The 14,325-nt window shown below is 66.8% G+C and carries 12 protein-coding genes; 4 read left to right on the top strand and 8 right to left on the bottom strand.

Going from position 1 to position 14,325, the window contains the following annotated elements:
• The 5 genes from nikC to sapR form a co-directional block, all read right to left on the bottom strand.
• Window positions 1-915, bottom strand: coding sequence for a nickel transporter permease (nikC, locus tag QZM72_RS13495; protein ID WP_301738358.1), 915 nt, complete (start codon window positions 913-915; stop codon window positions 1-3).
• A 66-nt stretch (window positions 916-981) separates the two neighbouring features.
• Window positions 982-2,052: an ABC transporter permease gene (locus tag QZM72_RS13490; protein WP_065501758.1), complete on the bottom strand. Its 1,071-nt coding sequence runs from the start codon at window positions 2,050-2,052 to the stop codon at window positions 982-984.
• A 10-nt stretch (window positions 2,053-2,062) separates the two neighbouring features.
• Entirely contained in the window at window positions 2,063-3,664 is a 1,602-nt protein-coding gene (locus tag QZM72_RS13485) for an ABC transporter substrate-binding protein (protein WP_301738357.1), read from the bottom strand.
• 70 nt (window positions 3,665-3,734) lie between these two features.
• Window positions 3,735-4,298, bottom strand: coding sequence for a D-alanyl-D-alanine dipeptidase (gene ddpX / locus QZM72_RS13480; protein ID WP_301738355.1), 564 nt, complete (start codon window positions 4,296-4,298; stop codon window positions 3,735-3,737).
• A gap of 16 nt (window positions 4,299-4,314) precedes the next feature.
• Entirely contained in the window at window positions 4,315-5,208 is an 894-nt protein-coding gene (sapR, locus tag QZM72_RS13475; RefSeq protein WP_301738354.1) for a sap1 transcriptional regulator SapR, read from the bottom strand.
• Between the two features lie 255 nt (window positions 5,209-5,463).
• Between sapR and QZM72_RS13470 the strand changes: the two genes are divergently transcribed.
• The 4 genes from QZM72_RS13470 to QZM72_RS13455 all read left to right on the top strand — a co-directional run bounded on the left by QZM72_RS13470 (window position 5,464) and on the right by QZM72_RS13455 (window position 10,028).
• Window positions 5,464-5,712 carry a helix-turn-helix transcriptional regulator gene (locus QZM72_RS13470; protein WP_050012821.1) on the top strand — a complete coding sequence of 83 codons (249 nt, stop codon included), beginning with the start codon at window positions 5,464-5,466 and terminating at the stop codon, window positions 5,710-5,712.
• Between the two features lie 3 nt (window positions 5,713-5,715).
• Entirely contained in the window at window positions 5,716-7,050 is a 1,335-nt protein-coding gene (locus QZM72_RS13465; RefSeq protein WP_301738353.1) for a type II toxin-antitoxin system HipA family toxin, read from the top strand.
• 318 nt (window positions 7,051-7,368) lie between these two features.
• Window positions 7,369-8,625, top strand: a complete 1,257-nt coding sequence (locus QZM72_RS13460) for an oxalate decarboxylase family bicupin (RefSeq protein WP_209924950.1) — start codon at window positions 7,369-7,371, stop codon at window positions 8,623-8,625.
• A gap of 95 nt (window positions 8,626-8,720) precedes the next feature.
• A complete protein-coding gene (locus tag QZM72_RS13455; protein WP_301738352.1) occupies window positions 8,721-10,028 on the top strand; it encodes an Nramp family divalent metal transporter in 1,308 nt (435 codons plus the stop codon).
• Window positions 10,029-10,388: 360 nt separating this feature from the next.
• Here QZM72_RS13455 and QZM72_RS13450 read toward each other — a convergent pair whose 3' ends face one another.
• The 3 genes from QZM72_RS13450 to QZM72_RS13440 all read right to left on the bottom strand — a co-directional run bounded on the left by QZM72_RS13450 (window position 10,389) and on the right by QZM72_RS13440 (window position 14,274).
• Window positions 10,389-11,978 carry an ABC transporter substrate-binding protein gene (locus QZM72_RS13450; RefSeq protein WP_301738351.1) on the bottom strand — a complete coding sequence of 530 codons (1,590 nt, stop codon included), beginning with the start codon at window positions 11,976-11,978 and terminating at the stop codon, window positions 10,389-10,391.
• Between the two features lie 135 nt (window positions 11,979-12,113).
• Window positions 12,114-12,446 carry a sugar ABC transporter ATPase gene (locus QZM72_RS13445; RefSeq protein ID WP_089470589.1) on the bottom strand — a complete coding sequence of 111 codons (333 nt, stop codon included), beginning with the start codon at window positions 12,444-12,446 and terminating at the stop codon, window positions 12,114-12,116.
• Between the two features lie 268 nt (window positions 12,447-12,714).
• Entirely contained in the window at window positions 12,715-14,274 is a 1,560-nt protein-coding gene (locus tag QZM72_RS13440) for a DHA2 family efflux MFS transporter permease subunit (RefSeq protein WP_089469990.1), read from the bottom strand.
• Between the last annotated feature and the right edge of the window lie 51 nt (window positions 14,275-14,325).

Below are 14,325 nucleotides of genomic sequence, written 5' to 3'. Positions count from 1 at the left end.
TCACGCTCCATGACGCGGATCGAAGACGTCGCGCAGCCCGTCGCCGAGCAGGTTGAACGCGAGGCTGACGAGCAGGATCGCGATGCCGGGCAGCGTCGCGACCCACCATGCGTCGAGCAGCACGTTGCGGCCCGACGCGACCATGAAGCCCCATTCCGGGCTCGGCGGCTGCGCGCCGAGGCCGAGAAAGCCGAGGCCCGCGACGGTCAGGATGATGCCGGCCATGTCGAGCGTCGCGCGCACGATCACCGACGACATGCACAGCGGCATGATGTAGCGCAGCAGGATGCGCGGGCCCGACGCGCCCTGCAGCCGCGCCGCATGGATGTAGTCGGCCTGCGCGATGCGGATCGTCTCCGCGCGGGCGAGCCGCGCATACGCCGGCCACGCGGTGATCGAGATCGCGACGACCGCGTTGATCACGCCGGGCCCGAGCGCGGCCGCGAACGCGAGCGCGAGCACGATCTTCGGGAACGCGAGCGCGATGTCGGTGATGCGCATCAGCACGCTGTCGACGAAGCCGCCGCAATAGCCGGCCGTCGTGCCGATCAGCAGGCCGATCGGCACGACGATCACGACGACGAGCAGCGCGATGCCGAGCGTCAGGCGCGATCCGGCGATCAGCCGCGAAAGGATGTCGCGGCCGAGCTGGTCGGTGCCGAACCAGTGCGACGGCGAGCCGGGCGGCAGCAGCCGGTCGGGCAGCACCTGGCGCAGCGGATCGTGCGGCATGATCAGCGGGCCGACGATCGCGACGACGATCAGCGCGACCAGGATCGCGAGCCCGAACAGGTTGAGCGGATTCGTGGCGAACCGGCGCCAGCGGCGGTACGCGAGGCCGAACGCGGCCTGCGAGCGCGACGCGGGCGCATCGGAAAGCAGCCACGCGCGCAGGGTGAGACGCTCGGCGTTCATGGTCGGGTGGCCTTCGACATGGGTGGAACAGGACGCAGGATGGAAGCGGTCATATCGAACCGGCCCTCAGCGCGCACGCGGATCGAACACGCGGTACAGCGCGTCGGTCAGCAGGTTGACGGTGATGAACATCGCGCCGATCACGAGCGTCGCGCCGAGCACCGCGTTCATGTCGGCGTTCAGCAGCGCGCCGGTCAGGTACGAGCCGAGCCCCGGCCACGCGAACACGATCTCGGTCAGTACCGAGCCTTCGAGCAGGTTGCTGTACGTGAGCGCGATCACGGTAAGCAGCGGCACCGCGATGTTGCCGAACGCATGCCGCCAGATCACGCGGCGCTCGGACAAGCCCTTCGCGCGCGCGGTGACGATGTATTCCTGGCTCAACTGGTCGAGCATGAACGAGCGCGTCATCCGGCTCAGGTAGGCGACCGAGTAGTAGCCGAGGATCGCGGCCGGCAGCGCGATGTGCGACACCGCGTTGCGGAACACGTCCCACTCGCCGGCGAGCGCCGCGTCGATCAGCAGGCTGCCCGTGCGCGGGTCGACCATCCCGTCGTACACGGGATCGAGCCGGCCCGGGCCGCCGACCCAGTGCAGCCGCGCATAGAACAGCAGCAGCCCCATCAGCCCGAGCCAGAACACCGGCACCGAATTGCCGATCAGCCCGACGAAGCGTGCGATGTGATCGATCGGCCGGTTGTGCTTCACGGCGGCCGCGACGCCGAGCGGCACGCCGATCGCGATGCCGATCAACGTCGCGATCGTCGCGAGTTCGAGCGTGGCCGGAAACACGCGCTTGATGTCGTCGAGCACCGGGTTCGCGGTCAGCAGCGACATGCCGAGATTGCCATGCAGCACGTCGCGCGCGTAGATCAGGAACTGCGTGACGAGCGGCTTGTCGAGGCCGAGCGCGATGCGCTCGGCCGCGTAGGCTTCGGCGGACGCGCGATCGCCGAGGATCGCGAGCACGGGATCGATCGGCACCTTGCGGCCGATCACGAACGTCAGCGCGAGCAGCCCCGCGAACGTGACGGCGAGCGTGAGCGCCCAGCGCAGCACGCGCAGCGCCCAGCGGACGGCCGGGCGCCGCGCGGGCAGCGTGCGCAGCGCTTCGAGGGAGGAGGCGGGGGTCGACATGCGGCGAATCTTATTGCTTCTTCAGGTTACGGTACGACACGAGATCGTTGATCGGCCCGACTTCGAGCCCGCTCACGCCGGGCCGCGTCGCGACCTGCGCGACTTTCTCGAACATGATCACGAACGGCGAGCGCGCGAGCATCTCCTTCTGCATCGCCTGGTACCGCTGCGCGCGTTGCGCGGCGGTCGGCTCCGCGAGCGCGGCGTCGGTTTCCTTCGTCAGTTGCGGAATGTCCCAGCTGTTGCGCCAGGCCAGCATTTTATAGCTCGACTTGTCGGTGTTGTCCGGATTCCATGCGAAACCCTGCGCATTGCTGTGCGGGTCGATGTAGTCGGCCGACCATTCGCCGATGTAGATGTCGTGCTGGCGTGCGCGGTATTTCGCGAGCGTCTGCTTGTTGTCGCCGGGGATCAACTGCACCTTGACGCCCGCCTGCGCGAAATTCGCCTGCACCGCCTGCGCGATCTCCGTGTACGGATAGTCGTTGCGCACGTCCATCGTCACCGAGAAGCCGTTCGGCACGCCGGCCTTCGCGAGCAGCGCCTTCGCCTTCGCGACGTCGAGCTTGTACGGGTTCGCATTCAGCGTGCCGAGGAAACCTTCGGGCAGGAAAGTCTGGTGCACCTTGTAGGTCGTCTTCACGACGTTGGACTGGATGCCCGAATAGTCGACCAGCCACTTCAGCGCTTCCTGCACGTCGGGCTTCGCGAGCGTCGGGTTCTTCGTATTCAGGCCGAGATACAGCAGCGTCGCCTGCGGCGAGACCGACACCTTCGCCTTGCCGGATTTCACGACCGCCGCGAGATCGTCGGGGCTCAGGTCGCGCGCCGCGTCGACGTCGCCGTTTTCCAGCAGCAGGCGCTGGCTCGCGGCTTCGGGCACGTGGCGCAGCACGATGCGCTTCATCGCGAGCGGCAGCCGGTAGCCGTCGAAGCGCTGCAGCACGAGGCTGTCGCTGGGCGACCACTTGACGAGCTTGTAGCCGCCGGAGCCGGCCTCGTTGGTCTTCAGCCACGCGTTGCCGAAGTCGTTGCCCTGCTGGTGCGACAGCAGCAGCTTCTTGTCGAGCACCGACGCGGGCCACGAGCCGAGCACGTTCAGCACGAAGGTCGGCGCGTATTTGTGGTCGGTCGTGATCGACACCGTCTGGTCGTCGAGCTTCTTCACGTTCGCCGCGACGTTGGCTTTCGTGAGCCCGATGCCGGTCAGCACCGCGGCCGGGCCCTTGTCGAGCAGCACCGTGCGCTGGATCGACCATGCGACGTCGTCGGCCGTCAGCGGGTTGCCCGAGTGGAACTTGAGGCCCGGGCGCAGCTTGAACGTATAGGTCAGCCCGTCGGGGCTCACGGTCCACGATTGCGCGACGTCGCCGTTGAATTTCGACGGATCGCGCAGGTCGACGCGCACGAGCCGGTCGTACGTGTTCGCGACGTATTCCTCCGGCACCAGTTCGTAGATCTCGCCCGGATCGAGCGTCGTGAATTCGTCGAGCAGCGTGGCCATCACGAACATGTCCTTCGGCGTTTCCGCGCGGGCGGCGGAAAGCGGCACGGCGGCGAGCAGGGACGCGGCGGCCAGCGCCGCGACGAGCCGGGAGGTCGGGAATTTCATGGGCACTTCTCCATCTGTCGTTTGAGTCGTTGAACGTGAACGTGCATGAAAAAGAGGGCGTGCGGCGTCGTCACATCAGGCGCCACGGGCCGCTCGCCGCGTTGTCGATCGGCGGCAGCGCGTGCGAACCCGGCAGCTCGTAGTGCCACCACTCGCTGTCGATGTGGGTGAATCCGGCCGCGTGCATCATGCCGAGCAGCAGCAGCCGGTTGCGTTGCACCGGCTCCGGCAGCCCCGCGTGGAAGTGGCTCGACGCGGCGACCATCTCGTCGAAGCCCGTGCCCATGTCGAGCGGCTCGCCGTTCGCGCCGACGAGCGTCAGGTCGAGCGCGGTGCCGCGGCTGTGGTTCGACCCGCGGCCGAGATCGGCGACGAAGTTCGGGTCGGGCAGGAAATCCCACAGCACCTGCTGCGCCTGCGGCGGCCGGTATGCGTCGTAGAGGCGCAGCGTGAAGCCGGCCTGCGCGGCGATGTCCACGGCGCGGCGCAGCGCGGCTTCGGCCGGCTCGAGCAGCAGACAGTGCGCGGTGCGGTAGATCGGCTTGCCGGTCAGGTTGCGCTCGGTCGCGTAGACGAGATCGATCTCGACGCGATGCGTGGCGGGCGTGATTTCGACGAGACGGTGACGGTTCATCGGCGGTCCGGTTCGCTCAGGATTCGAATTGGTCGAACGTGTGCTGCAATTCGCGGTTGCGCGCGACGCGCCGGTCGATCGCGGGACCGAGGCGGTCGACCACGGCGGTGATCAGCAGGTTGAACAGGCAGGTGAGCGGCGCGAGCGAATCCCAGAACTGGCCGACGTCGGTCTTCACCTGCAATAGGTCGGCCGGCCACTCGCGCGCCCACGGGCAATACAGATCGGTGACGAGCGCGAACGGCTGGCCGCGTTCGGCGGCGGCCTGGCAATAGCGACGTGCGCTGCGCGAATAGGCGCGCGTGTCGGTGACGATGCAGTACGGCCGTTCGAACTCGGAATTCAGCGAATCGACGTACGAGCCCGACTGGCCGTCGGAATAGAACACGCGCGGGCGCAGGTATTCGAGGTAGCTGCTGAACGCGTTGCTGATGCCGCGCGTCGACTGGATCCCGAGGATGAAGACGGCATCGGCATGCGCGATCCGGTCGGCCACCTGCGCGAACACCGGTTCTTCGGCAAGCCGGTACACATGGCGGATTGCGTCGAGTTCGCGCTCGAGCGAGGCGGCGAGCGTGCCGCCGCTGCGATCGCCGTCGCGCGCGTCGGCGGTGGCGGTCGTGGGCGAGGTGGTGGCGCGGCGGTACTCGTCGAGGCGGTCGGTGATCATCCATGGACGATCGCTGCCGCCGCGCAGTTCGCGTTTCAGATCGTCGAGATTCCGGTAACCGACGCTGCGCAGGAAACGCCCGACCGAAATGCCGCTGGTGCCGGTCTGCTGCGCGATCTGGTCGGCGGTTTCGAGGCCGAGCCGATCGAGGTTCGCAAGCATGTAGCTGGCGATGCGTTTCGCGGTCGGCGTCAGGTCGGCGAAGCGGGATTCGACGGTGTGGGCGAATGCGCAGGTCATCAGGCTGTTAGATCGTTGTCATTTGATGATTCGATGTCATCTATCTGACAAAGCCAAAATCACGCGCGCCAGCGAATAAAAACTATGGGTTTGCGGTGGGTGATAGGGGGATGGGCGTGCGTGCAACGGCGGGGCGCAACGCCCGACGTGAAAAATATTTCTGACACGAATATTTTGCGTTTATCTCTAACAGAGATAATTTGCGTTTATGCCTGTCAGAGATATACTGCATGAATCGCATAGAGGGCCCCCGCCGTGAATCTCATCGTCAATACCCCTGCTCAACTGGGCGAGATCCTGTCGTCAGCGCGTCAGGCCAAGGGGCTGACGCAAGCCGAGGCGGCGGCACGCATCGGCGTCGGCCAATCGCGCCTGTCGTCGCTGGAAACGATCCGCACCGAAAGCCTGTCGCTCAAGCAGTTGCTCGAATTGACCGCGCTATACGGTCTCGAGCTCAGCATCCGCACGAAGGACGGGCGCGACGCTGCCAACGTCGAGTGGTAATCGATGGGGCGCAAATCGCACAGCCGCGCGCTATCGATCTGGGCCAATGGCGTGCGGGTCGGAATCTGGCGGATTCCCGCGCGCGGCGACATGGAACTGCACTACGACGCCGGCTGGAAACAGTCGGATGCCGGCCGCCCGCTGTCGCTGTCGCTGCCGTTCGGCATCGGCCCTGCGCCGTTGCGCGGCGAGCGCGTCAATCACTACTTCGACAATCTGCTGCCCGACAGTGACGCGATTCGGCGTCGGCTTGCGTCCCGGTTCGGCACGGCGACGACCGAGCCGTTCGATCTGCTCGCGGCGCTCGGCCGGGACTGCATCGGCGCGGTGCAGTTGCTCGGCGAGGATGAAACCCCGGCCGGCCATGACCGGATCGACGGTACGCCGTTGTCCGACGACGACGTGGCACGCGTACTCGATCAGGCGAGCGGGGCGGCGGGCGGCGCGCAGGACGATGACGATTTCCGCCTGTCGCTGGCCGGCGCGCAGGAAAAGACCGCGCTGCTGTTTCACGACGGGCGGTGGATGCGTCCGCATGGCGCGACGCCGACCACGCATATCCTCAAGTTGCCGCTCGGGCTGGTCGGCAACAAGCGTGCGGATCTGACGACATCCGTCGAAAACGAGTGGCTGTGCCTCGCGATTCTGCGCGCGTTCGGCTTGCCGACGGCGCAGGCCGACATCCTCCGTTTCGGCGAACACAAGGTGTTGTCGGTCGCGCGCTTCGATCGCGCGCTGCATCGTGACGGCGGATGGCTGTTGCGCTTGCCGCAAGAGGATTTCTGCCAGGCGCTCGGCGTGCCGCCGCATCTGAAATACGAAGCGCAGGGCGGCCCCGGCGTGCCCGATCTGGCCGGCATCCTCCGCCGGTCGGAAACGGCGCAGGCCGACCTCGACACGCTGTTCACCGCGTTGGTGGTGTTCTGGATGCTCGCCGCACCGGACGGGCATGCGAAGAACTTCAGCCTGCGCCTGCTGCCGGGCGGCCGCTTCCGTCTGACGCCGCTCTACGACGTGATGTCGATCTGGCCGGTCGAGGGGGATGGCGCGAACCAGTGGTCGTGGCACAAGGCGAAGCTCGCGATGGCCGTGCACGGCAAGCGCAAGCACTATGCGATGCGCGACATCACGCGCCGCCACTTCACTGCGATGGCGGAGTATTGCCTGCTTGGCGACATCGCTACGCCGATCGTCGAACGACTCATGGCGTCGACGCCGCACGTGATCGAATCGGTCGGCGCGGCGCTGCCGGCCGGCTTTCCGGCGAGGATCGCCGAACGCATTCTCGGCGGATTGCGCTTCGCCGCGCAACGACTTGCCGACATGCCGCGGGCGTGACCCGGTCCCGGCCCGGCCGGTCCGGGCACGTGAAAGCCGGCGCATCCGCATTTTCCCGTTCCGGTCGATGGCATGGGGCCGCCATCGACCGGCGCGCATATCGCCCCCTTCTTCCCGACATTCATCCTCTGCTGCATCGCAACAATTACAAAATTAAAGTCGATTACATTCAGTCATTAATTCAGGTTAATAATTCATTTAATTTTTAGATGAATATGGATTTAACTTGCGTCACGGGATGTTCGATTTTCGATCATTCGAAAACGGCAGGTATTCCGTAATGGGAATTCTCTCGATGACAGAAATGAAGAGGAAATCATGACGAATCTTTCTCGACGCAGGATGTTGACGAGTACGGCCGGCGCCATTGCGGCCGCGGGCATTGCGGTAACGGCGAAGGCCGCTTCGTTCGGTAACCCGGACAGCCCGCCGGAAGGCGCGGTGAATGCCCGCAACCGGCAGAGCCTGACCGACCCGGGGCCTAAAAATCCGGCCATCGCCAATCAATTCCCGTCTTTTCAGGATCCGCCGGCTACCGATATCAACGGGATGCCGTTATTCTGGGCGTCTTTCAATAATGCCCATAAACGCATTCAGAATGGCGGATGGGCGCGCGAAGTGACGCAGGACGATTTCGCGATTTCCGAAACCATTTCCGGCGTCAACATGCGGCTGACGCGCGGCGGCATTCGCGAGATGCACTGGCACCAGCAGGCCGAGTGGGCCATCATGCTCGACGGCCGCTGCCGGATCACGGTGCTCGACGAACTCGGGCGGCCGTCGGTGCAGGACGTCAAGACCGGCGATCTCTGGTATTTCCCGCCCGGCCTGCCGCATTCGCTGCAGGGCCTCGGCAGCGACGGCGCCGAATTCCTGCTCGCCTTCGATAACGGTCGCGCGTCCGAATTCAACACGCTGCTGTTGACCGACTGGATCGCGCATACACCGCCCGACGTGCTTGCGCTGAACTTCGGCGTGCCGGCCGACGCGTTCAGGAACGTGCCGCTCGACAATCTTTGGATCTTCCAGGGCGACGAACCGGGCCCGCTGGCGGATGCGCAGCGCGCGTCGGCCGCGTCGGCCGGTGCGCCGCCGCATCCGTTCGTCTTTTCGCTCGGCGACATGAAGCCGGTCAGGAAGACGCGCGGCGGCGAGGTGCGGATCGCGGACAGCACCAACTTCAACGTGTCGACGACCGTCGCGGCGGCGCTCGTCACCGTGCATCCGGGCGGCATGCGCGAGCTGCACTGGCACCCGAACGCGGACGAATGGCAGTACTACCTGCAAGGCGAGGCGCGGATGACCGTGTTCGACACGGGGCCGAAGGCGCAGACGGCCGACTTCCGCGCGGGCGACGTCGGCTATGTGAAGAAGAGCCTCGGTCACTACGTGCAGAACACCGGCCAGACCGACCTCGTGTTCCTCGAGATCTTCAAGACCGACCGTTATGCGGAGGTGTCGTTGTCCGACTGGCTCGCGCACACGCCGCCGAAGCTCGTCGAAGCGCACCTGAACGTCGCGCCGGACGTGATCGCGCAATTTCCGCGCAATCGTCCCGACGTCGTGCCGCTGTAACGCCGCCGGCGTCCTGCCGTGGCCGGCACGCGGCTTGCTGGCCGTGGCGGGGTGAACCCCGAATCGGTCCTCCTCATTCGAACGGAATACTGACCATGATTCCCGTCCCGAGCAAACCTGCCGGCGGCTTCGCGCTGCCGGGCCGGTCCATCGAGCATACCGACGGCGCGGCGCGCGCCGCGCTGGAAGGGCGCCGCACCGGCGTCGCCGCGCTGCTGCCGTTCGTCGGCCCGGCCGTGATCGCGTCGATCGGCTACATGGACCCCGGCAACTTCGCGACCAACATCCAGGCCGGCGCCGCGTACGGCTACCGGCTGCTGTGGGTCGTGCTGGCCGCGAACGCGATCGCGATGCTGTTCCAGGCGATGTCGGCGAAGCTCGGCATCGTGACCGGCCGCAATCTCGCCGAGCTGTGCCGCGACCGCTTTCCCGCGCCGGTCGTGTGGGGCATGTGGATCGCGTCGGAGATCGCCGCGATGGCGACCGATCTCGCCGAATTCCTCGGCGGCGCACTCGCGTTCGGGTTGTTGTGCCACCTGTCGCTGTTCGCGGGGATGATCGCGACCGCGTTCGTGACCTGCGCGATCCTCGCGCTCGAAAAACGCGGCTTCCGGCCGCTGGAAGCGGCGATCGCGGCGCTGGTCGGCGTGATCGGCGCGTGCTATCTCGGCGAACTGCTGATCGCGCCGCAGGACTGGCATGCCGCCGCGTTCCATCTGGTGGTCCCGCAGATTCCGGATCATGCGGCGCTGACGATCGCGGTGGGCATCATCGGCGCGACGATCATGCCGCACACGCTGTATCTGCATTCGGGCCTCACGCAGGATCGCACCGCGCCGCGCGACGACGGAGAGCGGCGCCGGCTCGTGCGGTTCTCCAACCGCGAAGTCGTGATCGCGCTGGGGCTCGCCGGCTTCGTGAATCTCGCGATGGTGATGATGGCGTCGTCGGCGTTTCACGCGGCCGCACCCGGCATGACCGACATCGGCGACGCCTATCACACGCTGATTCCCGTGCTCGGGCCGGCGGCCGGCGCGCTGTTTCTTGTCGCGCTGCTGACCTCCGGCGTGTCGAGCTCGGTGGTCGGCACGATGGCGGGGCAGGTCGTGATGCAGGGCTTCATCCGCCGCCGCATGTCGATCTGGGTGCGGCGCGCGGTGACGATCGCGCCCGCGTTCGTGGTGGTCGCGCTCGGCTGCGACGTCACGCGCGCGATGGTGGTCAGCCAGGTCGTGCTGAGCTTCGTGCTGCCGATGCCGATGATCGCGCTGCTGATGCTGTCGGCACGCACGGACGTGATGGGCGCTTACGCGATGCGGATGCCGCTGCGGATCGTCGCCGGCGCGGCGACGGTCGTGATCGTCGGGCTGAACGCGTACCTGGTATGGGCGGCATTCAATTGAACGGGCACCGGCCGGCAGCTTGCTGCCGCGTGTCCGGCGCTTCGCGCCGCCGCCGGATCGCGTTGCACTGCGGCCGCCGAGGCTCGTCGCGCGCAGCGTGACGACAAACGTGCAGGACAGCGGGTCGGCGCACACGTGGAGCCGGTCGTCGCCGATCCGCGAGACAGGTCGAACAGCGGCGCGCAGAACCGGATGCCCGCGTCGGACAGCACGCGCTTGCGGATCTGCGGATGGCGCGCGCAATACGCGGCGGCCTCGATGAAGCGGCCGATCGGCAGCGCATAGGCGCCCGGCGCCGGCACGGCGGCTCGCGGCGGATTGCCCGCGCGGCGGCGTGGCCACGCGCGCGGGCGGCCGCGATTACTTCGCGAGCGTGCGGTATGACACGAGGTCGTTGATCGGCCCGATTTCCGGCCCGGTCACGCCGGGGCGCGTGGCGACCTGCACGACCTTCTCGAACATGATGATGAACGGCGAGTTCGCGAGCACGGCCTTCTGCAGCGCTTCGTAACGCTGCGCGCGCTTCGCGGGCGACGGCTCGACGAGCGCGGCCTCGGTGTCCTTCGTCAGTTGCGGAATGTCCCAGCCGTTGCGCCACGCGAGCATCTTGGTCGGCGACTGGTCCGAGTTGTCCGGATTCCATGCGAAACCGCGCGCGTTGCTGTTCGGGTCCATGTAGTCGGGCGACCATTCGCCGACGAAGATGTCGTGCTGGCGCGCGCGGTACTTGCCGATCGCCTGCTTCGCGTCGCCCGGGATCAGCTTCACGCGGATGCCGCCCTGCGCGAAATTCGCCTGCAGCGCCTGCGCGATCTCGATGTACGGATAGTCGTTCGGCATGTCCATCGTCACGTCGAAACCGTTCGGCAAGCCGGCCTTCGCGAGCAGCGCCTTCGCCTTCGCGACGTCCTGCTTGTACGGCCGCGCGTTCGACGCGCCGAGGAAGCCTTCGGGCAGGAAGGTCTGATGCACCTTGTAGGTCGTGCTGACGATGTTGCGCTGGATGCCGTCGTAATCGACGAGCCACTTCATCGCCTGCTGCACCTCTGGCTTCGCGAGGTTCGGGTTCTTCGTGTTCAGGCTCAGGTACAGCAGCGCCGACACCGGCCACGACGCGATCTTGATCTTGCCGGCCTTCGACAGCGCGGCGAGGCTGTCGGGGCTCAGGTTGCGCGCGGCATCGGCATCGCCGTTCTCCAGCAGCAGCCGTTGGGCTGACGCTTCGGGCACATGGCGCAGCACCACGCGCTTCATCGGGTACGGCGTGCGGTATTTGTCGAAGCGCTGCAGCACGATGCTCTCGTTGGGCGTCCACTTGACGAGCTGGTACGGGCCCGAGCCCGCGTCGTTGGTGCGCAGCCAGCCGCTGCCGAAATCGTTGCCTTGCTGGTGCGACAGCAGCAGCTTCTTGTCGAAGACCGACGCCGGGCACGCGCTCAGCACGTTGAGCACGAAGCTCGGCGCGTACTTGCGGTCGGTTTCGAGCACGACCGTTTGCGGATCGACCACGCGCACCTTCTGCGTGACGTTCGCCTTCGTGAGGCCGAGATCGGCGAGCACGCCGGCCGGCCCCTTGTCGAGCAGGATGGTGCGCTGCAGCGACCATGCGACGTCGTCGGCGGTGACCGGGTTGCCGGAATGGAACGTCAGGCCCGGGCGCAGCTTGAACGTGTAGGTCACGCCGTCGGCGCCGACCGTCCACGATTGCGCGATCTGTCCGTCGAAGCGCGTCGGGTCCTTCAGGTCGACGCGGACCAGCCGTTCGTAGGTGTTCGCGACGTATTCGGACGGCACCAGCTCGTAGATCCCGCTCGGGTCGAGGGTCGTGAATTCGCCGAGTTGCGTGGCGACGACGAAGATGCCGGGCGGCGTGGCAGCCTGCGCCGGCAGCGCCGGAACAAGCGCGACGAGCGCGGCGCTGACGAACAGCCGGGACAGCAGGTGCTTCATGCGGGCTCCGTTGAAAGGGAATCGTGGAGCGATTCTCTCATCGACGGCCGTTCGGATGAAAATATTCGGCAGGCGCGCCAGGTGGCGCGCAGCGGCAGGCAGGTGGGCCGGGCAGGCGCCCGGCGCCGAAGGATGTCAGATCGCGCAGCGCGCGACCGCGAAGCGCATCGCTTCCTCGGCCGGTTCGTTGCCCGAGCCGCGCACGACCTTGATCACCGAGCCGTTGCCCGACGGCGTCAGCGTGACGAAGTACGAATTCGAGCCGACGGCGATGTCGGTCACGCCGTTGTGCTGCGATTGCTCCGTGCCCGACAGGCGGCTGTCGAGGCAGTTCGCGACCGCGTAGGCCGGACGTTGCGACGACACGTAGATCATCGGCGCGGCGCCCGAGGCGGCCGACTCGGACGAGGGCGCGGACCCGCAGGCGGCGAGCAGGGCGGCGGGAAGGAGCAGCAGGAATCGTTTCATGGTCGGTCGTCGGGTGTCTCGTATCGAGGCTGGGGCGCGGGGGAGCGAAACGCGAAGCTTCGCGACGAAACCGCCCGGAATCGGGTCGTTTTTGACGGACGACGACACGGCAGGCGGCTGACGACGGAGTATACCCGCAGCATTCGACGCCGTCGGCGCGTTGAAACGATTCGATACAACCGGCGCCCGCTGTCGGACGCGCGTTTGCTCCCGTTGTCGCCGTGAGCGGCGGATCGCCCGGTCGTCGCGCTGCTGCCGCGCATGCGGATTAATGCGCGCCGGCCGCCGCCGCATCGGCATCGCCGCCGCCCGAGCGCACCGGTTTCGTGATCCAGATCAGCGGGATGATCGCGACGAAGATGATCGCCGACACGTAGAAGATGTCGTTCAATCCCATCACGGCCGCCTGCGAATCGACCGACGCATTGAAGAACGCGAGCGCCGAATCGGGGCTCAGGTGCAGCAGCGAACGGGACGTGTCGAGCTGTTGCGTGAAGACCGGATTGGTGACGCTCGCCTGTTCGGTGAGCCGCACGTGATGCAGGATCGTGCGGTCGTTCCACGCATTGCTGATCAGCGACGTGCCCACCGCGCCGCAGAACGTGCGGCCGAAATTCGACAGGCCCGCCGCGGCCGGAATCTTGTCCGGCGGCAGCCCGGACAGGATGATCGACGTCAGCGGCACGAAGAACATCGCCATCGGAATGCCTTGCAGCAGCGTCGGCAGCACGAGATCCCAGCGCGACACGTCGGTGTAGAACGTCGTGCGCATCATGAACACGACCGCGAAGCCGACGAACGCCGTCGTCGCGATATAACGCGGATCGGTGCGCGGCAGCAGGCGCCCCATGAGCGGCGTGAGCAGGATCGCGAACACGCCGAGCGGCGCGGTGGCGAGCCCCGAATCGACCGCGCGGTAGCCGAGATAGCCCTGCATCCATTGCGGCAGCAGCACGAGCGTGCCGAAGAACATCCCGTACGCGACGGAGATCGCGATCGTGCCGCCCGCGAAGTTGCGTTGCGTGAAGAGCCGCAGGTCGACGATCGGGTTGGCTTCGTTCAGCTCCCAGATGAGGAAGAACGCGAAGCCGATCAGCGCGACGATGCCCAGCGCGACGATCACGGGCGAGTTGAACCAGTCGAGATCCTTGCCCTTGTCGAGCATGATCTGCAGCGACGCGACCCACAGCACGAGCAACAGCAGGCCGACCGTGTCGATCGGCAGGCGGCGCGTGGCCGACTCGCGATCGCGGAACACGAACCACGTGACGGCCGCCGCGAAGAAGCCGACCGGAATGTTGATGTAGAAGATCCACGACCAGTTGTAGTCGTACGTGATCCAGCCGCCGAGCGACGGCCCCGCGATCGGGCCGACGAGCGCCGTCATCGACCACAGCGCGAGCGCCGTCGACGACTTCTGCCGCGGCCACGCGCCGAGCAGCAGCGCCTGCGACAGCGGCGCGAGCGGTCCTGCCACCGCCCCTTGCAGGATCCGCGCGGCGAGCAGCGTCGGCAGGTTCGGCGCGATTCCGCACAGCCACGATGCGAACACGAACAGCAGGATCGACGTGACGAACAGGCGCACCTGGCCGAAGCGCTGCGTGAGCCAGCCCGTCAGCGGAATCGACACGGCGTTCGCGGCCGCGAAGATCGTGATCACCCACGTGCCTTCGTCGACCGACACGCCGAGGTCGCCCGAGATCGTCGGGATCGCGACGTTCGCGATCGATGAATCGAGCACGTTCATGAACATCGCGAGGGATACCGCGATCGTGCCGATCGCGAGCTTGCTGCCCGACAGCGGCGCCTGGGGTGACGGAGATGACATGGTGTTCCTGCGTGATGAAAGGTGGCCCGCGGGGCGCATGCGCCGACGGCG

The organism is Burkholderia sp. AU45388 (genome assembly GCF_030481585.1).
In the GTDB taxonomy this organism is placed as follows: domain Bacteria; phylum Pseudomonadota; class Gammaproteobacteria; order Burkholderiales; family Burkholderiaceae; genus Burkholderia; species Burkholderia sola.
The sequence above is the reverse complement of the archived record's forward strand: the minus strand, read 5'-3'. Positions and strand labels throughout refer to the sequence as shown.